This window comes from Tabrizicola sp. (genome assembly GCF_034366665.1).
Classification (GTDB): Bacteria; Pseudomonadota; Alphaproteobacteria; order Rhodobacterales; family Rhodobacteraceae; genus Tabrizicola.
The window spans coordinates 1-19639 of sequence record NZ_JAXMMF010000083.1; the positions used below are offsets into that span (position 1 = coordinate 1).

General features: G+C 65.8%; 23 protein-coding genes and 1 tRNA gene. 5 read left to right on the plus strand and 19 right to left on the minus strand.

Going from position 1 to position 19639, the window contains the following annotated elements; genetic code table 11:
- Window positions 1-2 precede the first annotated feature (2 nt).
- A tRNA-Thr gene (locus U1E69_RS11005) sits at window positions 3-78 on the minus strand.
- Between the two features lie 42 nt (window positions 79-120).
- Window positions 121-1773 (minus strand): iron ABC transporter permease, encoded by a 1653-nt coding sequence (locus tag U1E69_RS11010; protein WP_322244424.1) that lies wholly within the window; start codon window positions 1771-1773, stop codon window positions 121-123.
- Window positions 1774-1872: 99 nt separating this feature from the next.
- On the opposite strand from U1E69_RS11010, the gene U1E69_RS11015 reads away from it, so the two are divergent.
- Window positions 1873-2745 carry a hypothetical protein gene (locus tag U1E69_RS11015; RefSeq protein WP_322244425.1) on the plus strand — a complete coding sequence of 291 codons (873 nt, stop codon included), beginning with the start codon at window positions 1873-1875 and terminating at the stop codon, window positions 2743-2745.
- Here the strand turns inward: U1E69_RS11015 and U1E69_RS11020 are convergent, their stop codons facing one another.
- Window positions 2746-3000 carry a DUF2312 domain-containing protein gene (locus tag U1E69_RS11020; protein ID WP_322244426.1) on the minus strand — a complete coding sequence of 85 codons (255 nt, stop codon included), beginning with the start codon at window positions 2998-3000 and terminating at the stop codon, window positions 2746-2748. It abuts the gene before it with no gap.
- A 145-nt stretch (window positions 3001-3145) separates the two neighbouring features.
- Between U1E69_RS11020 and U1E69_RS11025 the strand changes: the two genes are divergently transcribed.
- The gene (locus U1E69_RS11025; protein ID WP_322244427.1) at window positions 3146-3361 is read left to right on the plus strand and encodes a hypothetical protein; all 216 of its coding nucleotides are present in this window, start codon (window positions 3146-3148) and stop codon (window positions 3359-3361) included.
- A gap of 12 nt (window positions 3362-3373) precedes the next feature.
- Here U1E69_RS11025 and U1E69_RS11030 read toward each other — a convergent pair whose 3' ends face one another.
- Together U1E69_RS11030 and U1E69_RS11035 are read right to left on the minus strand one after the other, a co-directional pair.
- The gene (locus U1E69_RS11030) at window positions 3374-3586 is read right to left on the minus strand and encodes a hypothetical protein (protein ID WP_322244428.1); all 213 of its coding nucleotides are present in this window, start codon (window positions 3584-3586) and stop codon (window positions 3374-3376) included.
- A complete protein-coding gene (locus U1E69_RS11035; RefSeq protein ID WP_322244429.1) occupies window positions 3583-3915 on the minus strand; it encodes a TraR/DksA family transcriptional regulator in 333 nt (110 codons plus the stop codon). The genes U1E69_RS11030 and U1E69_RS11035 overlap by 4 nt, the downstream gene beginning before the upstream one ends.
- 137 nt (window positions 3916-4052) lie before the next feature.
- Here U1E69_RS11035 and U1E69_RS11040 point away from each other — a divergent pair, with 137 nt between their 5' ends.
- Window positions 4053-4478 carry a TIGR01244 family sulfur transferase gene (locus U1E69_RS11040; protein ID WP_322244430.1) on the plus strand — a complete coding sequence of 142 codons (426 nt, stop codon included), beginning with the start codon at window positions 4053-4055 and terminating at the stop codon, window positions 4476-4478.
- Window positions 4479-4481: 3 nt separating this feature from the next.
- On the opposite strand, the gene U1E69_RS11045 is transcribed toward U1E69_RS11040, so the two are convergent.
- The 12 genes from U1E69_RS11045 to U1E69_RS11100 all read right to left on the minus strand — a co-directional run bounded on the left by U1E69_RS11045 (window position 4482) and on the right by U1E69_RS11100 (window position 15498).
- Complete coding sequence (locus tag U1E69_RS11045) at window positions 4482-5432, minus strand: FliM/FliN family flagellar motor switch protein (RefSeq protein WP_322244431.1); 951 nt, start codon at window positions 5430-5432, stop codon at window positions 4482-4484.
- 68 nt (window positions 5433-5500) lie between these two features.
- A complete protein-coding gene (locus tag U1E69_RS11050; protein ID WP_322244432.1) occupies window positions 5501-8182 on the minus strand; it encodes an ATP-binding protein in 2682 nt (893 codons plus the stop codon).
- 1 nt (window position 8183) lies between these two features.
- A complete protein-coding gene (locus tag U1E69_RS11055) occupies window positions 8184-8444 on the minus strand; it encodes a hypothetical protein (RefSeq protein ID WP_322244433.1) in 261 nt (86 codons plus the stop codon).
- Window positions 8444-8821 (minus strand): response regulator transcription factor, encoded by a 378-nt coding sequence (locus U1E69_RS11060; protein ID WP_322244434.1) that lies wholly within the window; start codon window positions 8819-8821, stop codon window positions 8444-8446. The genes U1E69_RS11055 and U1E69_RS11060 overlap by 1 nt, the downstream gene beginning before the upstream one ends.
- 97 nt (window positions 8822-8918) lie before the next feature.
- A complete protein-coding gene (locus U1E69_RS11065; RefSeq protein ID WP_322244435.1) occupies window positions 8919-10196 on the minus strand; it encodes a short-chain fatty acyl-CoA regulator family protein in 1278 nt (425 codons plus the stop codon).
- A gap of 80 nt (window positions 10197-10276) precedes the next feature.
- A complete protein-coding gene (locus U1E69_RS11070; protein ID WP_322244436.1) occupies window positions 10277-10660 on the minus strand; it encodes a hypothetical protein in 384 nt (127 codons plus the stop codon).
- A 204-nt stretch (window positions 10661-10864) separates the two neighbouring features.
- Window positions 10865-11302, minus strand: a complete 438-nt coding sequence (locus U1E69_RS11075; protein ID WP_322244437.1) for an outer membrane protein — start codon at window positions 11300-11302, stop codon at window positions 10865-10867.
- Between the two features lie 284 nt (window positions 11303-11586).
- On the minus strand, window positions 11587-12567 hold the full coding sequence (locus U1E69_RS11080; RefSeq protein ID WP_322244438.1) for an ABC transporter substrate-binding protein: 981 nt from the start codon (window positions 12565-12567) through the stop codon (window positions 11587-11589).
- Window positions 12568-12608: 41 nt separating this feature from the next.
- The gene (locus U1E69_RS11085; RefSeq protein WP_322244439.1) at window positions 12609-13454 is read right to left on the minus strand and encodes an ABC transporter permease; all 846 of its coding nucleotides are present in this window, start codon (window positions 13452-13454) and stop codon (window positions 12609-12611) included.
- Complete coding sequence (locus tag U1E69_RS11090; RefSeq protein ID WP_322244440.1) at window positions 13451-14317, minus strand: ABC transporter permease; 867 nt, start codon at window positions 14315-14317, stop codon at window positions 13451-13453. The genes U1E69_RS11085 and U1E69_RS11090 overlap by 4 nt, the downstream gene beginning before the upstream one ends.
- Window positions 14314-14649 carry a hypothetical protein gene (locus U1E69_RS11095; RefSeq protein WP_322244441.1) on the minus strand — a complete coding sequence of 112 codons (336 nt, stop codon included), beginning with the start codon at window positions 14647-14649 and terminating at the stop codon, window positions 14314-14316. Before U1E69_RS11095 ends, U1E69_RS11090 begins: the two co-directional genes overlap by 4 nt.
- A gap of 69 nt (window positions 14650-14718) precedes the next feature.
- Complete coding sequence (locus U1E69_RS11100) at window positions 14719-15498, minus strand: ABC transporter ATP-binding protein (protein WP_322244442.1); 780 nt, start codon at window positions 15496-15498, stop codon at window positions 14719-14721.
- Window positions 15499-15602: 104 nt separating this feature from the next.
- Between U1E69_RS11100 and U1E69_RS11105 the strand changes: the two genes are divergently transcribed.
- Window positions 15603-15743 (plus strand): hypothetical protein, encoded by a 141-nt coding sequence (locus tag U1E69_RS11105; RefSeq protein ID WP_322244443.1) that lies wholly within the window; start codon window positions 15603-15605, stop codon window positions 15741-15743.
- A gap of 5 nt (window positions 15744-15748) precedes the next feature.
- Here U1E69_RS11105 and hydA read toward each other — a convergent pair whose 3' ends face one another.
- Together hydA and U1E69_RS11115 are read right to left on the minus strand one after the other, a co-directional pair.
- The gene (hydA, locus tag U1E69_RS11110; RefSeq protein ID WP_322244444.1) at window positions 15749-17200 is read right to left on the minus strand and encodes a dihydropyrimidinase; all 1452 of its coding nucleotides are present in this window, start codon (window positions 17198-17200) and stop codon (window positions 15749-15751) included.
- 408 nt (window positions 17201-17608) lie between these two features.
- A complete protein-coding gene (locus tag U1E69_RS11115) occupies window positions 17609-18859 on the minus strand; it encodes a Zn-dependent hydrolase (protein ID WP_322244445.1) in 1251 nt (416 codons plus the stop codon).
- A 123-nt stretch (window positions 18860-18982) separates the two neighbouring features.
- Here U1E69_RS11115 and U1E69_RS11120 point away from each other — a divergent pair, with 123 nt between their 5' ends.
- Window positions 18983-19630, plus strand: a complete 648-nt coding sequence (locus U1E69_RS11120) for a TetR/AcrR family transcriptional regulator (RefSeq protein ID WP_322244446.1) — start codon at window positions 18983-18985, stop codon at window positions 19628-19630.
- Window positions 19631-19639 lie beyond the last annotated feature (9 nt).

The following is a 19639-nucleotide window of genomic DNA, read 5'->3' on the forward strand; positions in this document are numbered from 1 at the left end:
TGTGGTGCCCCCAGAGAGACTCGAACTCCCGACCCTCTGATTACAAATCAGATGCTCTACCAGCTGAGCTATAGGGGCCACGCCCTTCAGATACCCTTGCCGTCCGCCCCGCGCAAGGGTTCAGTCCTGGCGGCGGGCGACGACGACCACGGCCAGAAGCCCCACGGCCATCACCAGCAGGGCTGCCGGGGCGGCTTCGGACAGACGTTCAAGGCTGGCAAGCTCGAAGACGCGGGTGGACAGCGTGTTGTAGTTGAACGGGCGCAAGAGCAGCGTCGCGGGCAGCTCCTTGACGCAATCGACGAAGACCACCAGAAGTGCGGTCAGGATCGACCCGCGCATCAGGGGCAGATAGACCGAACCCAGCGTCCCCGAAGCCGAGCGGCCAAGCGACCGCGCCGCCATCGACAGCGAGGGCGAGACCCGCCCGAAGGCCGCATCGACCGCGCCCTGCGCGATGCCGAAAAAACGCACCACATAGGCCAGACCCAGCGCAAAGGCCGTTCCAGTGATCATCAGGCCGGGGTCCCAGCCGGTCAGCGCCAGCACGCCGTCCGCCAGCCGGTGATCCAGCGCGGCCAGCGGCAACAGAAGCCCCAGCGCCAGCACGGCCCCGGGTGCCGCGTAGCCGATCAGCGTCATGGGCAGCAGCCACTGCGCCGCGCGTGAGCCTTTCATCCGCAGCGCATAGACCAGGAAGATGGCGGCCCCGACCGTGGCCAGCGCCGCCAGCCCTCCGACGACCAGCGTGTTCACCAGCGCCTGCAGAAGTCCGGGCGCCAGCCAGCCCTGGGGTGCCGCGGCGGAATGGACCAGCATCACGCCGACGGGCAAAAGGAAGCCTCCGGCAAAGGGGATCAGGCACAGAACCGTGGCATACCAGCGTTTGGCCCCGACAATCTGGGTCGGCTCATGCGGCTGCGCGCTCCGGCCCAGGCGGTGGAAGCGCGCGCCGCCGCGCCCTGCCCTCTCGAAACCGACCAGCAGCAGGATCAGCAGCAGGATCACTCCGGCGATCTGCGCCGCCCCCCCGGCATTGCCGCCGTTCAGCCAGGTGGAAAAGACCCCCGTGGTCAGCGTCTGCACCCCGAAATGCAGGACCGTGCCATAATCGGCCACCGTCTCCATCAGCGCCAGCGCCACGCCCGCGGCGATGGCCGGACGGGCCAGCGGCCAGCCGATCCGCTGGAACATGCTCCAGGGCCCGCAGCCAAGCGCGCGGGCGACCTCATAGGCGCGGCCCGATTGCTCGCGATAGGCCGACCGTGCGAGGAGGTAGACGTAAGGATAAAGCGCAAAGGACAGGACCAGAATCGCCATCGGCAGCGACCGCGTCTCGGGGAACCAGTAGTCGCGGGCCGTGGTCCAGCCGAAGGTTGCGCGCAGGGCCGATTGCAGCGGACCGGCATAGTCCAGGAGGTCAACCAGCGCATAGGCCCCGACATAGGCCGGGATCGCCAGCGGAAAGAGCAGCGCGTGGGCCAGCCAGTCGCGGCCGGGAAAGCGGTACTGGCTGACCAGCCAGGCCGCCCCGGTGCCCATCGCGGCGGTCAGAACAGCGACTCCGCCCATCAGCAGCAGCGTCGTCACCAGATAGCGCGGCAGGACGGTCGCCATCAGGTGCGGCCAGATATTCTCGGTCGGATTGAACGCGATCCAGGCGATCGACACGATCGGCGCAAGCACCACAACCGCGATCAGCACAGCACCGATCGTCCAGAGATCGGGCCGGAACTGGGGGCGGCGGGCAAGTTGAGTGAAACGGTCGGACATCCTGCGCCCCGGTTACAGGAAACCGGTTTAACTGTCCAGAAAAGCCCGTATAGTCGCGCCGCCGGGCCAGGGGATGCCCGCGCCGAAAAGTCAGGCCCGATGCGCATCGTCTACCACCTGGGTGTTCATTGCACCGACGAGGACCGGCTGGTCCGCTGCTTGCTGAAGAACCGCGCGATCCTTGCCGACCAGGGCATTTCCGTCCCCTCGCCCACCCGCTACCGCAATCTGCTGCGCGCCACTGCGACGCAGTTGCGGGGTCGTCGCGCCTCGGATGATACGGCGACGATGATCCTGGACCAGATCACCGACGATCCGCAGGCCGAGCGGATGATCCTGTCCTGGAACAGTTTCATGAGCTTTCCCGCCTATGCGGTCAGCGACATGCTGTATGGCCAGGGCGGCGAGCGGATGCAGGGCTTCACCCAGATCTTTCCCGACCATGAGGCCGAGTTCCACATGGCGATCCGCAACCCCGCGTCCTTCCTGCCGGACCTGCGGCTGCGGGCGCAAGGCAAGGGGCACGAGGATATCCTGCGCGGCGTCAATCCCACGGGTTTGCGCTGGTCCGACACGATCCGCGCCATCAAGGCGGCCGTCCCAGGGGTGCCGCTGACCGTCTGGTGCGACGAAGACACGCCCCTGATATGGCCCGAGGTGCTGCAGGCCATTTCGGGCCATGCAGTCGAGACGGTGCTTGAGGATGACGAGGAACTGCTGTCCGATCTGATCACCGAAGCCGGGTTCGTCCGGTATCAGACCTACTGCCGCGAGCATCCGCCGCAAAGCGTCTCGCAGCGGCGGCGTATCGTCACGGCCTTCCTGGAAAAGTTCGGCCGCCCCGAAAAGCTGGTGGCCGACGCCGGTGTACCGGGCTGGTCCGAGGATCTGGTCGAAGATCTGACCCGGTCCTACCTGCGCGATCTTGACCGCATCGCCAGAACCCCTGGCGTGCGGATCATCGAGCCCTGATCAGCTCATCCCCAGCGCGGCCTTGTACAGCTCCAGCACGGCTTCTTCTTCGGCGATCTCGTCGGGCTTGCGCTTGCGCAGCGCGATCACCTTGCGCATGACCTTGGTGTCGTAACCCCGGCCCTTCGCCTCGGCCATCAGCTCTTTCTGCTGTTCGGTCACGTCCTTCTTTTCGGACTCCAGCTGCTCGTAGCGTTCGATGAACTGGCGAAGCTCGTCGGCAGTGACGGCATAGGGATCGTTCGCATCGGGCATGGCGGTCCTCCGGGCTGGCGGGTGATCCGGGTTCCTACCCCGCCGGGGCCGTCGGGTTCAAGGCAGGATCGGCGGGGTGGTGGCGTTTGCTTGCGCGGAGGCACAAGACGGGCTAGCAGAACGCCAACCATAGGGAGAGGCAGTGATGCAGCCAGTGATCTGGGCAGGGGCGGCGCTGACCGTCGCGGGACTGGCGGGCCTGATCTATTGCATCCTGCGCGCCACCAAGGCCAAGCGCTTGGGGCTGGACGACGCCGCGATGCGGGCAGAATTGCAGCGCGTGGTCATGATCAACCTTGCGGCGGTCGGCGTGTCCGCCCTGGGCCTTGGGGTCGTGGTGACGGGTATCGTGCTGGGCTGACCGCGGGCCGATCTAGACCGGCATGTTGTCGAAGCCGGCTTCCACCTCGGCGTCGGTCGGCGTGTGCGGGTCCTCGCCCGGCAACAGCGCGGCCAGAGCCTGCATTTCTGCCAGCAAAAGCGCGATACCCTGCTGCTGCAGGTCCATGCCGGCGGCCAGAAGCCTGGCCTCTTCCTGGATCAGGTCAGCGGGGAGGATGGGTGCGGCGGGTGTCCGGGCGGTCATTGGGCGCAGCTCCTGCAAAGGGGGGTCCAGGGAAGAAGATCAAGCCGGGCTTCGGCGATGGGCTCGCCACAGCGGGCGCAGGTGCCGTAGCTGCCGTCGGCAATCCGGGCCAAGGCAATGCGGATCTGGGTGATCTCGGCCTTGCCCGCGTTGCCGGTGGCTTCCAGCACTTCGTCGCCCTCCCGCTCGGTCGCAAGCTCCTCCCAGTCGCGGTTCTGGTGCGAATCAAGCTCTTCCTCGATGGCTTCCAGCCTGGCGCCAAGTTCGATCAGCCGCTTTTCCAGTGTGGCCTTGCGGGTGGCGTGCGGTGTGGTCAGATTGGCCTGCATCAGGTCCCTCCTTGTTCAGCCCAAGTCTAGGCAGTCGCGGTGGGGGCCACCTTGACCCAAGTCAACGGCTTTGCGCTTTTCGTGCAAGCTGGCTATGGTCGGGCGGATTTCCTGCAGGCGCTGAACTGGAGAGACAGATGGATATCCGCGCGATCACCCCCGACTACGCCGTCTCGCCACAGATCGAGCCGGGCGATCTGCCCGCGATCAAGGCGGCAGGCTATGTGACGGTGATCGACAACCGCCCCGACGGCGAGATCCCGCCGCATCTGCACACCGCCCAGATGCGCGCAGCAGCCGAGGCCTTGGGGCTGACTTTCGTCGCCAACCCCGTGATCGGCGGGGCGATGACGATGGACAACGTGACGGCGCAGGGTGCGGCCATCGCGGCCTCGTCCGGGCCGGTCTTCGCCTATTGCGCCAGTGGCAACCGGTCCTCGGTGGTCTGGGCGCTGGCGCATGCGGGCAAGCGTCCGGCGGATGAGTTGATCGGCCTGCCCGCCCGCTTTGGCTACCAGCTGGAGCATTTGCGGCCACAGATCGAAGCCCTGGCCCGCGGCTAGGGCCTATCCGGCGGCGCGCAGTTCGGTCGGTTGCGCGTCGCCCGTCGGGGCGGGCCTTGGGGAAAAGGATGCCTCGTCCCGCGTCGTCATTGCCTCGTTCAGTTTCAGGGCCCGCATGCCGCGGTGCTGGCCAAGCCGCGCCCTGGCGACGCGCTGCCCCTCGATCGTTTCCAGCGAGACGGCATCAAGGGCGGCCCTGGGCAGGGCCAGCGTCTCGCCCACCTGCAGCGTCATGACCTGCTTCAATGACAGGGTCAGCCGCCCGATCACCGCGTCCAACCGGCAATCGGCCTGCATCACCTGGGCCGAAAGCGCCGCCGTGAAATGCGGCGCCTCGGCTTCGACGGGGTTTTGGGGGACAGCTGGCGCTTCGCCCCTGCCGATGGCAGGCAGCACCAGAAGCACCTGCCCTGTCCTGCCATCGACCCCCAGCGCCACCTCGGCAGACAGGACGCGGTAGGCGTCCTCCTCCAGCAGAAGGCCAAGCGGGCGCACATCTTCAAGATAGCTGGCATAGCGAAAACCGCCGGCCCAGCTGAAATCAGCCTCCTCGGCCAGGGTTTCGTCCAGACCGACCAGAGCGCGGTCGATCACGCCGGCCACCATGGCGGCATCAATCCGGCTGGCGCGGCGCGGCGGGGGCGTCTGGGACCCAAGCCGACCCAGCGTCTGCTTTTCGATGAACGAGGCGGTCACGGTCGGGGCCAGCATGATGACACCCAGCCCGCCGCGGGGCCCATCCAGAAGCGCGATCAGCGCCAGGTCTGGGGCCTGTTCCAGGATTTCGGCCAGGCTTTGCCGGGAAATGGTCAGACTGCGGAATTCAAGGTCCAGCCCCATCGCATCGCGCGCCGCACGGGCAAGCGCCAGCCGCCAGCCCCGGTCGGCACCCGGGGCCCCTTCCGCCTGGGTCGGGCGGGCGCGGTCGATCTTGCGGCGGATCACGTCGGTCATGGCGGCCCTGTCCCTCGCCCGCAACCCTAGCGCAGGCTTCCCTTACAAAGGATTAACGCCTGCCGGGCTTATGCTGCCTGACGCTCCAGCCGCAAGGGGACCGACACGCGGAATGCGGCCCCTTTCTGGCCGGGAAGGTAGGCCACCGCCCCCCCGAGGTTGGTCATGATCTCGCGGCAGATCGCCAGGCCCAGACCCGCCCCGCCTGCCCGGTTGGCGTCCGTCAGACGGGCGAACTTCTCGAAGATCAGGGTCTGGCTGTCCTTCGGGATGCCCTTGCCATTGTCGATGAAGTCCACCGTCACCCGCCCCGCCCGCTGGCGGACCACGATCCGCAATTCGGGCCGGGCGGCGTCGCAATATTTCCGGGCGTTCGAGATCAGGTTGATGAAGACCTGGGTCAGCCGGTCGGCATCGGTCTTCAGATAGATCGCCTCGGACGGCAGGTCGCGGATCACCAGGAACTCGCGGTCCGGCCTTGTCTGGCGCGCGGCCGTCAGCGCCGTGTCGATCATCCCCTGCAGGCTGGCCAGCCCCAGGTTCAGCTGCACCGAGCCGTTTTCCAGCACCGACAGGTCCAGAAGATCATCCAGAAGCCGCGTCAGCCGCTTGGCCTCGTCATGGATGATCTTGCCATAGCGCATCACCTGGTCAGGCGGCAGGTCGCCCTCGGTCAGGATCTCGGAGAAGGCGCGGATCGAGGTCATCGGCGTGCGCAACTCGTGGCTGATCTGGGACAGGAAGGCATCCTTTTGCAGCGACAGCTGGGTCAGCTTTTCATTGGCCTCGCGCAGCGCCCCGGCAGTGCGGGTCAGTTCCGCCTCGCGCGCTTCCAGCTGGGTGGAATACTCCAGAAGCTGCGCGGATTCCGAGGCGACCGCCATCAGATCCTCGACCGTCACCGTCGCGCGCCCGACCAGCTGGCTGATCATCGCATGGGCCGTTGCCGCCCCGACGGACCCCGAAAGGCGCGTCTCAAGCTGGTCAAGGAACGTCGGGGTCGGATCGGGCAGGAAGCCTTCCTTGCCCTGGGCCCGGGCGGCACTCTGAAAGAGGCTGAGCGCTGGCTCTTCGCCCAGGATGCGCTGCGCCATGCCGAGAAGGTCTTCGGGGTCCACCTGCCCCCGCGCCCAGCGTTGCGGCCCGACGGCCCCTTCGAAGACGTTGACGAAGGCCGCGCCCTGCAGCCGTTCCACCGGGCCGGGAAAGGTGAAGAGCGAGCCCAGGCAGAAGGCCAGCACGTTCAGCGCCAGCGACCAGAAAAGCGCATGGGTGATCGGGTCCATCGCCGTGCCGAACAGCGCCTGGGGTCGCAGCCAGCTAAGGCCGAACAGCCCGTTGGCAAAGACCGCCTCGGAAAGGGCCGCTCCGGGTCCGAAGGACGGCAGGAACGAGGTGTAGGCCCAGACCACCAGCCCGGTGACCAGACCAAGCAGCGCGCCGGTCCGCGTGGCACCGCGCCAGAAGATGCCACCCAGCATAGCCGGCAGCACCTGCGCCACGCCGAGAAAGGCGATAAGCCCGATGGCCGCCAGCGCCGCCGATCCGCCCGAGACATGGTAATAGCCATAGCCCAGGGCCAGGACGACCGCGATGGCCAGCCGGCGCGCCATCAGGACGACCGACCGCAGGTCATCCGCCGCCGCCGCCCCCGGCCGCAGCCGCAGCCAAAGCGGGATCATCACATGGTTCGAGATCATCGTCGCCAGCGCGATGGATTCGACGATCACCATCGAGGTCGCCGACGAGAACCCGCCCAGAAACACCAGCATCGCAAGCGCCCCCTGCCCCTCGGCCAAAGGCAGGGTCAGGACGAACATGTCAGGGTTCGATCCTGCGGGCATCCGCTCCAGCCCGACGACGGCGATGGGCACTATGAAGAGGCTCATCGCCAGAAGGTACAGCGGGAACGCCCAGCTTGCGCGGGCCAGGTGGCCCTCGTCCTCGTTCTCGACGACCATGACCTGGAACATGCGCGGCAGCGTGATGACGGCGGCGGCGGACAGGAAGATCAGGCCGGTCCAGCGCCCCGGCTCGACCTGCCAGGCTGAAAGGTCGGCCGCATCTATCTTGGCGATCACGTCGGCGACGCCCCCCGCGATGCCCCAGACGACGAAGCTGCCGACGGCGAGAAGGGCCACCAGCTTGACCACCGCCTCGACTGCAATCGCCGTGACGATGCCGTGGTGCTGCTCGCGCGCATCCAGGTTGCGCGTGCCAAAAAGGATGGTGAAGAACGCCAGCCCAACCGCCACCCAGACCGCCGTCTGCCCGGGGTCCAGCGGGCGCGATCCGTCGGGGGCAGCGCTGGCGAAGACGCCAAAGGACAGGACCACCGATTGCAGCTGCAAGGCGATGTAGGGCGTCGCGGCGATCACCGCGATCAGGGTCACGATCACGCCAAGGAGGTTGGACTTGCCATAGCGCGACGAGATCAGATCCGCGATCGAGGTGACATGATACTGCCGACCGATCCGCACCAGCTTGCGCAGCAGCCACCACCAGCCGATGAAGACCAGCGTCGGGCCGAAGTAGATCGTCAGAAACTCCAGCCCCGAGCGCGCGGCATAGCCGACGGCTCCGTAGAAGGTCCAGGCGGTGCAGTAGATCGACAGCGACAAGGTATAGACCAGGGGCGAGCGCAGCCAGCCCAGGCGCCCCCGCGCGGCCCGCCGTTCGACCACAAAGGCCACGGCGAAAAGGAAGGCCACGTAAAGCAGGCAGGACAGGACCAGAAGGTTGAAGGGCACCTTAGTCCTCCTCGTCGTCCGTGCCGTCCCCGCCCCGCAGACCGGGGGCGAAGGCAGCGGCGACGCCGATCAGCCCCAGCCAGACCAGGAAGAAGTAGATCACGTCGCCCGACCGCAGCGCCACGCGCGTATCGGCCGTCCACAGGAGCGGCAAGAGAAGAAGGAAGATGCCGACCACCGGCAAAAGCCGTGCCGCGTCACGCAGCCTGCGGCGGCGATAGGGCGCGCGGGCCAGGAACAGCGGCTGCTTCGGGCGGCGCATCAGCCGGCCCGTCGCGGCTGGCTCAGCATGGCCCGGACCTCGGCCAGGATCTCGGCGTTGGAAAAGGGCTTGGTCATGAAGCAGTCCGCCCCGGCCTTTTCAGCCATCTCGCGGTCGCGGCCGCGCGCGGTCAGCATCATCACCGGCACGTCGCGGCTTTTGGGGTCGGCCCGGACCGCCGTCAGGATCTCCAGTCCCGACATCCCGGGCAGCATGTGGTCAAGGATCATCAGGTCCGGTGGGTCCTGCCGGACCATCCTTAGGGCCGAGGCCCCCTCGGCGGCATGGCTGACCCGCAACCCGTCACGGGTCAGCAGGAAGCGGATCGCCTCGGCGATGTTGGGTTCGTCCTCGATGAGGAGCACATGCTGTGTCAATGGTTTCCCCGGGGGTCTCGCGCCCCTTGGGGTTAGTATCGGCGCAAAGGCGGTCGCCTGTCAAAGCCTAGGGAGGGCTTGGGTGCAGCGGATGCGGCTAGGCGACGACCTCGGCCGCAAGGATCGAGGGTTCGCGCCGGGCCGGACAGTCGCCCCGGGCACAGACCCGGCAGCTTGACCCCACGGGCAGGACCGGCCCTGCCCCGTCGTCCGGCAGGATCAGCATCGCCGCCTCGCGCAGTTCGGGCCCGCGCAGCCCCTGCGGGTGCCGGGTCTCGGCCCAGGCGATGACCCGGTGGCGACGGTCGTTCTGCCCGGCCATCTGCACCCGCGCCTCGAAAGGCTGCATCGGTCGGCCAAGGGCTGCATAAAGCGGCCAAAGCGGACAGGCAGACCCAAAGCGTGGCAGCGGAAAGCCGGTGGCGGGCTTGCGAAAGGTCAAGGTGCCCGAGCCGTCGCAGCTGACCAGCCCGGTCTGCAGGCCAGCCACCCCGGCCAGCCGCCGCATCACCACCAGTGGCGAGGTGCCAAAGCGGTCGGCCAGGGCGATGGGGTCCGGGCCGATGCTGGACAGGGCCTCGGCGAAGGCGGTCTCTGGCAAAAGTGCCGCATCACTGCGGGCCCGCGCCACATGCGCCCGTGTCAGGCTGCGGGCGGCGGTCGAGGCGAGGCGACCGATCTCATCCTCGAGCCCCCCCGCCAACTCGGCGTCGGTCAGGACCCAGGACCTGTTGCGCAACCAGTCTTCGACCTCTTCCTGCGGGGCGGCGATGCCCTGTTCCTCGATGGCCTGCCCCGCGTCGAGGAAACCCACCAGCGCCTCGGCCCCCGCGGCCAAGCGTTCGCTGTCCTGGTGCAGGTTGTGGTGAAAGCGCCGCGCCCATTCCGGTTCCAGATCCGGCGTCTCGGCCAGGATCGCCGCCGTCGCCCGCACCGCCGACAGCGAGGACAACAGCTCATGCAGCGACTGGGACAGGTGGGGGTCGTGGGTCATCCGGTCGTTCAGCGCCTCGACCGCACGTTCCAGCGCCCGACCCCGCGCATCCAGCGCCGCGATCAACGCTGCCCATCCCGGAAAGCGGTCGACGAAATCCTCGACCCGTTCGACTTCGGCGTCGGTGTCGCCCCGGGCGGCCGCGGCGCGCAGATCCTCGACCAGAACGGCCTCGCGCCCCTCGGTCAGTGCTGCGCGGTCGATCTGCAAGGCGTCGGCCAGCCGCTCCATCACTTCGGGGGTAACCTTGCGGCGATTGTGTTCGATGAGGTTGAGGTAGCTGGCGGAAATCCCGGCCGAGGCCGCCACCTCCGATTGTCGCAGCCCGGCTGCCAGACGGCGTTCGCGCAGTTTGGTGCCGGAAAGGGCTGCAAGCGGCATGGCGGCGCATCCGGGAAAATTGCTTTACCGCAGGAGGTCGGATTTACAGAACCTTGTCAATCGGCAAGGCGGCCGATGCTCTACTCGAAACTGGGGAAGCGGTGTCCGTAGAAGCTGACCGCCCGCAGCGCGCAGTCCTGGACGGCAAGATGCAGATGCGCGCCTTCGTTCACCCCGGGGGCCGAGCTGTCGCGTGCCAGCGCCACCCGCCCGGCGCCGCCGCTTTGTCCCACGCGGGGACGCCAGAAGGCAACCTGTTCATCCAGATGGGCTTCCAGACGCGGATCGCCCTGCCCCCAGGTGATTTCGGAAATCCGTTCGGCCACGGCCAGGCAATAGCCCGCCTCGCCCTCGGCCGACGTGGCGGCGTAAAGGTACCCGGTCGGCCCGGCCCGGCCCTGCCACCAGACAATCGCGAAGAGCCCAAGGGCCAAGGTCACAAGGCCCGCCACGATCCAACGCATACCTGTCCCCTTTCGGCCGACAGGATGCCCCGCAACAGTAAAGAAAAGGCGGACGCGCCCCCGTGGCTGCGCCCGCCAAATCCGGACAAATCGAAGGAATACTGCGCCGGTGGCCTTGTCGGTGATTGCGCTGATCCAGGCGCAGTCCAAGGATTTACGGACAGGATGGGCCGCCCCTGCCGGCGCGGCCGCGTCCTGCAGCGATCAGAACTTCATCGCGGCGCGCAGCGTGAAGGTGGAAATGTCCGGCTCAAGTTCACGGATGGCGACGGTTTCGTCGTTCTGCATCTTGCGGCTCAGGTACTCGCCGCCGATCGTGAAAGCGTCATTCATCTGGTAATCGTAGCCGACGCCGAACGAGACGCCGCTTCCATCGGACGTGCCGGACGTCACGAAGGCCCGGTTGGTGCTGTATCCCAACACGCCGTAGACCATCCCAGGGCCTGCCGCATAGCCCAGGCGACCCTTCAGATCCATAAGACGATCAACCCCTTGCGAGGGGAATGCGGCGCTGTTGATTTCGCCGGAATGGAAGGCAAGTTCCGCACCGTAAACCTGGCTGTTCCGCTGCAGGTTATACCCCGCGAAGAGACCGTAAAGCGTGCCGCTGTCCAAGGTATCCGTCGCGGATATTGCTGGCACCCCGACTTCACCCGAGCCCGATGCAGCGCTTGTGCCAAGCTAGGCACCCGACCAGTCCTGTGCAGAGGCCACCGAACCGCAGAGCAGCATCGCAATGGTAACCAGAGTCTTTTTCATTTTTCACTCCATGATAAAAACTGCCTCCCACACCCTGTAAAATAATCTGAATCCGCTTGCGAAAGCTGGCAGCAGGCCGGGGCAAACGCCAAATGCGGACGTTGCAAAATGCAAAAAGGGTGCCGCCTTTCCGGCGACACCCCAATTTCCAAAGACCAAACTGGGTATTACTGCGCCAGCGCCTTGTCGGTGATGGCACTGGTCCAGGCCCCTTCCGGCGCCTTGGTGATCACCGGGTCCGACCCGCCCGACAGAAGCGACGCCACAGTGCGTTCCGCCGCCGCCACGTCCAGCGCGCCGTTCGAGCCCGCGGTCAGCTTGGCAACCTCGCTCATCATCCGCTTCTGGTGCGCTTCGGTCTGCGCGCCGGTCTGGTCGTTCTCCAGCACGATCATCGCCGCTTCGTCCGAGTTCGCCTCGGCGTACTTCCACCCCTTCATCGAGGCGCGGACGAACTTGACCATCGTCTCCTGGAAGGCCGGGTCGGCAAGCTTGTCCTCCAGCACATAAAGCCCGTCTTCCAGCGTGGCGACGCCCTGCTCTTCGTACTTGAAGGTCACCAGCTGATCCTCGGTGATCCCGGAGTCGATAACCTGCCAGTATTCGTTGTAGGTCATGGTCGAGATGCAGGCGGCCTGCTTTTGCAGCAGCGGATCGACGTTGAAGCCCTGCTTCAGGACCGTGACACCCCCGGCCGAGCCGTCGGTTTTCAGGCCAAGCTGCGACATCCAGGACAGGAACGGATATTCGTTGCCGAAGAACCAGACGCCCAGGGTCTTGTCGGCGAAGTCGGCCGGCGAGGTGATCCCGGTTTCCTTCAGGCAGGTCAGCATCATGCCCGAGCTTGCGAACGGCTGGGCGATGTTCACCAGCGGCAGGCCCTTTTCGCGCGCAGCCAGTGCGGCCGGCATCCATTCCACGATCACATCGGCCCCGCCGCCCGCGATGACCTGGGTCGGCGCGATGTCCGGGCCGCCCGGCAGGATGGTGACGTTCAGGCCCTCTTCTTCATAGAAGCCCTTGGCCTGGGCGACATAATAGCCTGCGAACTGCGCCTGGGTGACCCATTTCAGCTGCAGCTTCACATCCTCGGCGCTGGCGCTGGTGGCCAGTGCCGCCACGAAGGCCGCCGTCATAAGTTTCTTCATCTTCGTTTCTCCCGTGTTGGGCCCCTTTCACGGAGCCTTTGTTAATGCCGTTGCGACGGGTGCCAGAAGGTCACCCCCCGTTCGATCAGCGTGATCAGCCCGTAGAAGACCGACCCCGCCAGAGCCGCGACCGCAATCGTGGCCCAAACCATGTCAAGGCCAAGCCGCCCCACCTCGGTCGAGATGCGGAAGCCCATGCCATAGATCGGACTGCCGAAAAACTCGGCAACAATCGCCCCGATCAGGGCCAGTGTCGATGCAATTTTAAGCCCGTTGAAGATGAAGGGCATCGCCGAGGGCAGCCGCAACTTCCACAGAGATTGCCAGTACGAGGCCCCCCAGGTCGCCATCAGATCGCGCTGCATCCTTTCGCTGGCCTGCAAGCCCGCGACCATGTTCACAAGGATCGGGAAGAAGACCATGACGACGACAACGGCGGCCTTGGACTGCCAGTCGAAGCCGAACCACATGACCAGAATGGGCGCCAGGCCGACGATGGGCAGGGCCGCGACGAAGTTGCCGACCGGCAGTAGCCCGCGCTGCAGAAAGGGCGATCGGTCAATGGCGATGGCGGTCAGGAAGGCCGCCCCAGCCCCGATCAGGAAGCCGGGGATGGCCCCCTTCAGGATCGTCTGGGCGAAGTCCTGCCAGAGTGTCGGCAGTTCCACCGCGATCTTGGCCGCGATGACGCTGGGGGCTGGCAGGATCACCGGAGCGACGCCAAGGCCGCGCACCAGACCCTCCCACAGGACCAGCACGGTTGCTCCGAAGATCAGCGGCACCAGTGCTCGGCCCGGTCCGGTCTTGGATAGACGGCTTCCCGCCAGCCAGACGTTCAGCGCCCAGGCCGCCAGCCAGAACCCCACTGCAAGCCAGAGCGCGGTCACAGCGGCACCCCCATCCGCTTGCGGGCAGCGCGTTCGACGAAACCCACGACAAGGATCAGAAGCCCCGCCAGGATCGCCGCCGCGAACAGCGCCGACCACATGATCAGAGGCTCGCCGAACTGCGACCCGATCAGCATCCGCGCGCCGAGGCCCTCGATCGCCCCGGTCGGCAGCTCGCCCACGATGGTCCCCACCAGGCTTGCCGCCACCGCCACCTTCAGCGAGGCGAAGAAATAGGGCATCGAGGCTGGCAGGCGCAGTTTCAGGAACGTCGCCGTTTCGCTGGCGCCGTAGGTGCGAAGGAGGTCAAGCTGCATCTGATCGGGGCTGCGCAAGCCCTTCACCATGCTGACCAGGACCGGGAAGAACGACAGATATGCCGCGATGATCGCCTTCGGCAGATCGCGCCCCTCCAGCCCCAGCTGGCTGGAGACGGTGATGATCATCGGGGCCAGCGCCACGATGGGGATGGTCTGGCTGATGATCGCCCAGGGCATCACCGACATGTCCATCACCCGGAACCGGACGATGGCCATCGCCAGAAGGACCCCACTGATGATCCCCAGACCGAAGCCCATCATCGTGCCCTTGAAGGTCACATAGGCGTGGTAGACAAGGCTGCGTTTCGAGGTGATGGCCTGCCCGAACAACCCCTGCCACAGCTCCGCCCCCACCTGATGTGGGGGAGGCAGCAGCGGGCGGTCCTGGCTCATCGTCTGCGGGATCACCTCGGCCCAGGTCACGGTTGTCCCTGCCCGCTCGGCCTGGTCAAAGACCCAGGTGGCGTTCATCCAGACCGCGGCGACGTACCAAAGGACGACGATCCCGGCGAGGACAGTCAGGACGGGAAGCGCGCGGCTCATGCCTTTCCCCCCGTCGGCCAGGCAATCATCGCGACAGCGACGATCCCAAGCGCCATGCCGGCCATCTGCAGACCTGTGGGCCGCTCACCGAAAACGAAGATCGCCATGACCGAGATCGCGACCAGCTGGAAAATCGCGGACAGCGCGATGGCAAGGCCCAGGCCGTTGGCCTTCATGACCTGCACCATCAGCCAGTTGCCGACGCAGAACATGGCCAGCGCCCCGAACAGGATCGGCAGCTGCCCCTTGGTCGCATAGATTTTCAGGACGGCGTTGGCGGCGACAAAGACCGCCGTGGCCGCAGAAAGCCAGACGAAGGACATCGCGTTCATCGCACCCCTCCAGTCCGGCGGACAGAGGCCGAACGGATAGGCGCTGGCACGACGATCGCGGTGTCCAGCCTAGTCCTCATGATGCCCGGCGCGCAGCCCCTCCCGCACCCGGTGGGCGATTTCGATGAACGCGCGGCTGTCGCGGATATCCAGGGGACGCTCCTTCGGCAAAGGCGAGTCGATCACATCGGTGATCCGCCCCGGACGCGGGGACATCACGACGATCTTGGTGGAAAGATACACCGCCTCAGGGATGGAATGGGTCACGAAACCGATGGTCTTGCCGGTGCGCGCCCAAAGCTTCAGCACCTCTTCGTTCAACCGGTCGCGCACGATTTCATCCAGCGCGCCAAAGGGTTCGTCCATCAGCAGGATATCCGCATCGAAGGCCAAGGCTCGCGCGATGCTGGCCCGCTGCTGCATGCCCCCCGACAGCTGCCAGGGAAACTTCTTGCCGAAGCCCTTCAGCTCTACCAGCTCTAGCACCCGATCAACACGCTCTTCCTGAGCTTTGCGGTCAAAGCCCATGATTTCCAATGGCAATCTGATATTGCCCGAGATCGTCCGCCACGGATACAGCCCCGCCGCCTGGAAAACATAGCCATAGGCCCGACGCCTCCGCGCCTCGTCCGGGGTCATGCCGTTGACAGTCAGCGAGCCAGAGGTCGGATGCTCCAACGCTGCAATGGCGCGCAGGAACGTCGTCTTCCCGCAGCCCGACGGCCCGATGAAACTGACAAAATCGCCCTGGTTGATCACCAGGTTCACATCCTTCAACGCCTGCACCGGCCCGTCGGCGGTCTGGAACACCAGGTTCAGCCCCTTCGCCTCGATCACCGGCTGGCTCATTCCGTCCCTCACGCCGCCTTCCCTTCACATTCCCGTTGCCTGGCCCTGCGATACTTGTGCCGGGCGGGGCGCGTCCCCACCTCGTCCCGATACGGAGGACCGCCATGCTTATCAACGCCTTGCAGACGACCCTCGCCTTCTCCCCCGCGCCCGAGGACCTGGACGAAGTGTTTTTCGACGCCCCTGTCATCGCTTTCGCCCCCACCCAGCGGGACGACGAGGAAAGCGAACAAGGCGAGCCCTGACACCTTTACACCCCCGTCGCCGGGATACCTGTCCGCTCCACCGGGCGGGGCGCGGTCAGGTCCTTCCACTGGGTCAACGCGCGGTTGACGGCGGGGCGGGCCTCGCGGGCGACGAACTTGCCGTGGCCCTCTTGGGTGCGCACCTCGCCATCGTGGATCGCGACATGGCCGCGGGTCAGGGTAAAGCGCGGCAGGCCCTTGACCGTATGGCCCTCGAAGACGTTGTAGTCGATCGCCGACTGCTGCTTGCCCGCCGTGATGGTCTTCGTCTTCTCGGGGTCCCAGACCACCAGGTCCGCATCCGCCCCCACCAGAACCGCGCCCTTCTTCGGGTAGCAGTTCAGGATTTTCGCGATATTGGTTGAGGTTACGGCGACAAATTCATTCGGCGTCAGACGGCCGGTCGCAACCCCGTGGGTCCAGAGCATCGGCATCCGGTCCTCCAAGCCCCCCGTCCCGTTCGGGATCTTGGCGAAGTTGCCCAGGCCGAAGCGCTTTTGCTCCGTGGTGAAGGCGCAGTGGTCGGTGGCGACCACCGAAAGGCTCCCGCTCATCAGCCCCGCCCAAAGGCTGTCCTGATGCTGCTTGTTGCGGAAGGGCGGCGACATGACGCGACGGGCGGCGTGGTCCCAGTCGGGGTGGAAGTATTCGGACTCATCAAGCGTCAGGTGCTGGATCAAGGGTTCACCCCAGACCCGCTTGCCTTGGCTCCGCGCCCGGCGGATCGCCTCATGCGCGTCCTCGCAGCTTACGTGGACCACGTAAAGCGGCACCCCCGCCATGTCGGCAATCATGATCGCACGGTTGGTGGCCTCACCCTCCACCTGCGGCGGGCGGGAATAGGCGTGGCCTTCGGGGCCGGTATTCCCCTCGGCCAAGAGCTTCGCCGTCAGTTCCGCCACCACATCGCCGTTCTCGGCATGGACCATCGCAAGGCCGCCGACGTCCCCCACCCGGCGGAAGCTGTTGAACAACTCGTCGTCGTTCACCATCAGCGCGCCCTTGTAGGCCATGAAGTGCTTGAAGCTGGTGATCCCGGCTTTGGCGGACTCCTCGATCCCGGTCCAGACCTTCTCGCCCCACCAGGTGACGGCCATGTGGTAGGAGTAATCACACGTCGCGCGGGTGGACTTGTTCGACCAGACCTTGGCCGCATCCATCAGGTCCTGGCCCTGGCCGGGCAGGATGAAGTCGACGACCATCGTCGTCCCGCCACTCAGCGCCGCTCGCGTGCCGCTCTCGAAATCATCCGCCGAGTAGGTGCCCATGAAGGGCATCTCCAGATGCGTATGCGGATCAATCCCGCCGGGCATCACATAGCAGCCCGTCGCGTCGAGTTCGGTGCCGCCCTTGAGGCCCTGCCCGATCTCGGTGATCACCCCGTTCTCAACCCGCACATCGGCCTTGTAGGTCAGGTCGGCGGTGACGACGGTGCCGTTCTTGATGATGGTGGTCATGTTGGTTCCTCAGAAGATGGCGGTCTTGGGGAAACGAAGAGAGCGAGGACGAACTGAATGACGGCGAAGGGAACAAGCGCGCTTGTCGCAAACAATACCGCCTGCCCTGCGTGAAGTGGCACGGCGGCCCAGGTCGAGGGTATTGACGACAACGCTAAGACCAAAATGGTGCAAGCCGACAAAAGCCCGAATGAGACGAAGCTGAATGGCTTAAGGCGCCTAAGTCCAACAGCCAGAAGGAAAACTAACGAAACGACAATCAAGAGGAAGAACGGCGGAAACTGCAACGCAACGACCCAGCCAAAAGCCAAGTCCGGCCAACCGACCAGCGCCAGCAAGGCCGGAATGGCGAGGAAGACCCCCGAAGTCTTTAGCGCCGAGATCATCACCTTGCGTGAGCCTTGCTAATCACCCCACCACCTCCGCCACTTCCAAAACCGCGTGCAGCAGCACATCCGTCCCTGCAGCCGCCCATTCCGGCGAAATCTCCTCCGCCTCGTTGTGGCTCAGCCCCCCCACACAAGGGCACATCACCATCACCGTGGGGGCGACGCGGTTGATCCAGCAGGCGTCGTGGCCCGCGCCGCTGACGATGTCCATGTGGGAATAGCCCAGCTTTTCAGCGGACTGGCGGACGATCGTCACAAGGCCGGGGTCGAAGGTGACGGGGTCGAAGTGGCCCACATCCTCGATCTCGCAGCCTAAGCCCAGCTCTTTCGACACCGCATGGGCGGCACGGATGACCTCTCCCTTCATCGCGTCAAGCTTCGCCTGTTCGGGCGACCGGATATCCACCGTGAACACCACCCGCCCCGGGATCACGTTGCGCGAGTTCGGGAAGACCTTCACCTGCCCCACCGCGCCCACGGCGTTCGGCTGGTGGCACATCGCGATCTGGTGGACGCGTTCGGTGATCCGCGCCATGCCAAGGCCCGCATTGACCCGCATGTTCATGGGGGTGCTGCCGGTATGGGCGTCCTTGCCCGTCAGCGTGATTTCCAGCCACCAGAGGCCCTGGCCGTGGGTCACGACGCCAATCGACTTCGCCTCAGCCTCCAGGATCGGGCCCTGTTCGATGTGGAGTTCCAGCATCGCGTGCATTTTCCGCGCGCCGACCTTTTCGTCGCCAACCCAGCCGATGCGCTGAAGCTCATCGCCGAAAAGCTTGCCGTCGGGGTCCTTGCGCGACTTCGCATAGTCCTCGGTATGGATGCCCGCGAAGACGCCCGAGGCGAGCATGGCGGGCGCAAACCGCGCGCCTTCCTCGTTGGTCCAGTTCGTCACCACGATCGGGTGCCTGGTCTTCACGCCCATGTCGTTCAGCGTCCGCACGACCTCCAAGGCACCCAGAACCCCAAGCACCCCGTCATACTTCCCCCCCGTCGGCTGGGTATCGAGATGCGAGCCCATGTAGACCGGCAGCGCCGCAGGGTCCGTCCCGGCCCGCGTCGCGAACATGTTGCCCATCGTGTCGACGCCCATCGACATCCCCGCCGCCTTGCACCAGGACGCAAAGAGATGCCGCCCCTCGCTGTCGGCATCGGTCAGGGTCTGCCGGTTGCAGCCGCCCGCGACGCCGGGGCCGATCTTCGCCATTTCCTCAAGCGAGTCCCACAGGCGCGCAGGATCGATCCGCAGGTTGTCCCCGGTTTTCGGCATCGGCGTAGCTCCCCGAAACGGCGGGGCCATGCTGCCCCTTGCCGCGACTCGTTTCCTGACCGTATGGTCAAGGTGAAGCGCAGCACAACCTGACCAACCGGTCAACAAGAATGTGGGAACAGGATGAGCGGTGATGCCCAGATTTCGCGCCTGAAACCGGGCCGTCGCACAGATATCCGGCGCGAGAATGAACGGGCCATTCTGGAGGCCGCCGAGAAGGTCTTTGCCGAGGCCGGGTTCGGGGGGGCCACGATGCAACTGATCGCCGATATGGCGGGGCTGCCGAAGGCAAACCTGCATTACTACTTCGCCACCAAGGAGGACCTCTACCGCCGCGTGGTGCAGCAGATCTTCGAAATCTGGCTGGATGCGGCGTCAAGTTTCGACGATGCGCCCGGCCCCGTGGAAGGGATCGGCGCCTATATCGACGCCAAGATGGACATCAGCCGGACGCATCCGCATGGCTCCAAGGTCTGGGCCAGCGAGGTGATGCACGGCGCGCCGGTGATCCAGGACTATCTGGAGACGACGCTGCGCGACTGGACCAATGGTCGGATCGCGGTGATCCAGCGATGGATCGACGAGGGCAAGATGAAGCCGGTGAACCCGCGGCATCTGTTGTACATGCTTTGGGCCACGACGCAGCATTATGCGGATTTCGGCCACCAGATTCAGACGCTGAACGAGGGCAAGCCCCTGAACGACACGCAGTGGCGCGAGGCAAAGGCCAGCGTGCGCGACATGGTCCTGCGCGGGATCGGGGCGATCTAGGGGATGAAG

Coding starts and splice junctions, on each gene's coding strand:
- U1E69_RS11010 (WP_322244424.1), bottom strand. CDS start 1,773: ATGTCCGACCGTTTCACTCAACTTGCCCGCCGCCCCCAGTTCCGGCCC.
- U1E69_RS11015 (WP_322244425.1), top strand. CDS start 1,873: ATGCGCATCGTCTACCACCTGGGTGTTCATTGCACCGACGAGGACCGG.
- U1E69_RS11020 (WP_322244426.1), bottom strand. CDS start 3,000: ATGCCCGATGCGAACGATCCCTATGCCGTCACTGCCGACGAGCTTCGC.
- U1E69_RS11025 (WP_322244427.1), top strand. CDS start 3,146: ATGCAGCCAGTGATCTGGGCAGGGGCGGCGCTGACCGTCGCGGGACTG.
- U1E69_RS11030 (WP_322244428.1), bottom strand. CDS start 3,586: ATGACCGCCCGGACACCCGCCGCACCCATCCTCCCCGCTGACCTGATC.
- U1E69_RS11035 (WP_322244429.1), bottom strand. CDS start 3,915: ATGCAGGCCAATCTGACCACACCGCACGCCACCCGCAAGGCCACACTG.
- U1E69_RS11040 (WP_322244430.1), top strand. CDS start 4,053: ATGGATATCCGCGCGATCACCCCCGACTACGCCGTCTCGCCACAGATC.
- U1E69_RS11045 (WP_322244431.1), bottom strand. CDS start 5,432: ATGACCGACGTGATCCGCCGCAAGATCGACCGCGCCCGCCCGACCCAG.
- U1E69_RS11055 (WP_322244433.1), bottom strand. CDS start 8,444: ATGCGCCGCCCGAAGCAGCCGCTGTTCCTGGCCCGCGCGCCCTATCGC.
- U1E69_RS11065 (WP_322244435.1), bottom strand. CDS start 10,196: ATGCCGCTTGCAGCCCTTTCCGGCACCAAACTGCGCGAACGCCGTCTG.
- U1E69_RS11070 (WP_322244436.1), bottom strand. CDS start 10,660: ATGCGTTGGATCGTGGCGGGCCTTGTGACCTTGGCCCTTGGGCTCTTC.
- U1E69_RS11080 (WP_322244438.1), bottom strand. CDS start 12,567: ATGAAGAAACTTATGACGGCGGCCTTCGTGGCGGCACTGGCCACCAGC.
- U1E69_RS11090 (WP_322244440.1), bottom strand. CDS start 14,317: ATGAGCCGCGCGCTTCCCGTCCTGACTGTCCTCGCCGGGATCGTCGTC.
- U1E69_RS11095 (WP_322244441.1), bottom strand. CDS start 14,649: ATGAACGCGATGTCCTTCGTCTGGCTTTCTGCGGCCACGGCGGTCTTT.
- U1E69_RS11100 (WP_322244442.1), bottom strand. CDS start 15,498: ATGAGCCAGCCGGTGATCGAGGCGAAGGGGCTGAACCTGGTGTTCCAG.
- U1E69_RS11105 (WP_322244443.1), top strand. CDS start 15,603: ATGCTTATCAACGCCTTGCAGACGACCCTCGCCTTCTCCCCCGCGCCC.
- hydA (WP_322244444.1), bottom strand. CDS start 17,200: ATGACCACCATCATCAAGAACGGCACCGTCGTCACCGCCGACCTGACC.
- U1E69_RS11115 (WP_322244445.1), bottom strand. CDS start 18,859: ATGCCGAAAACCGGGGACAACCTGCGGATCGATCCTGCGCGCCTGTGG.
- U1E69_RS11120 (WP_322244446.1), top strand. CDS start 18,983: ATGAGCGGTGATGCCCAGATTTCGCGCCTGAAACCGGGCCGTCGCACA.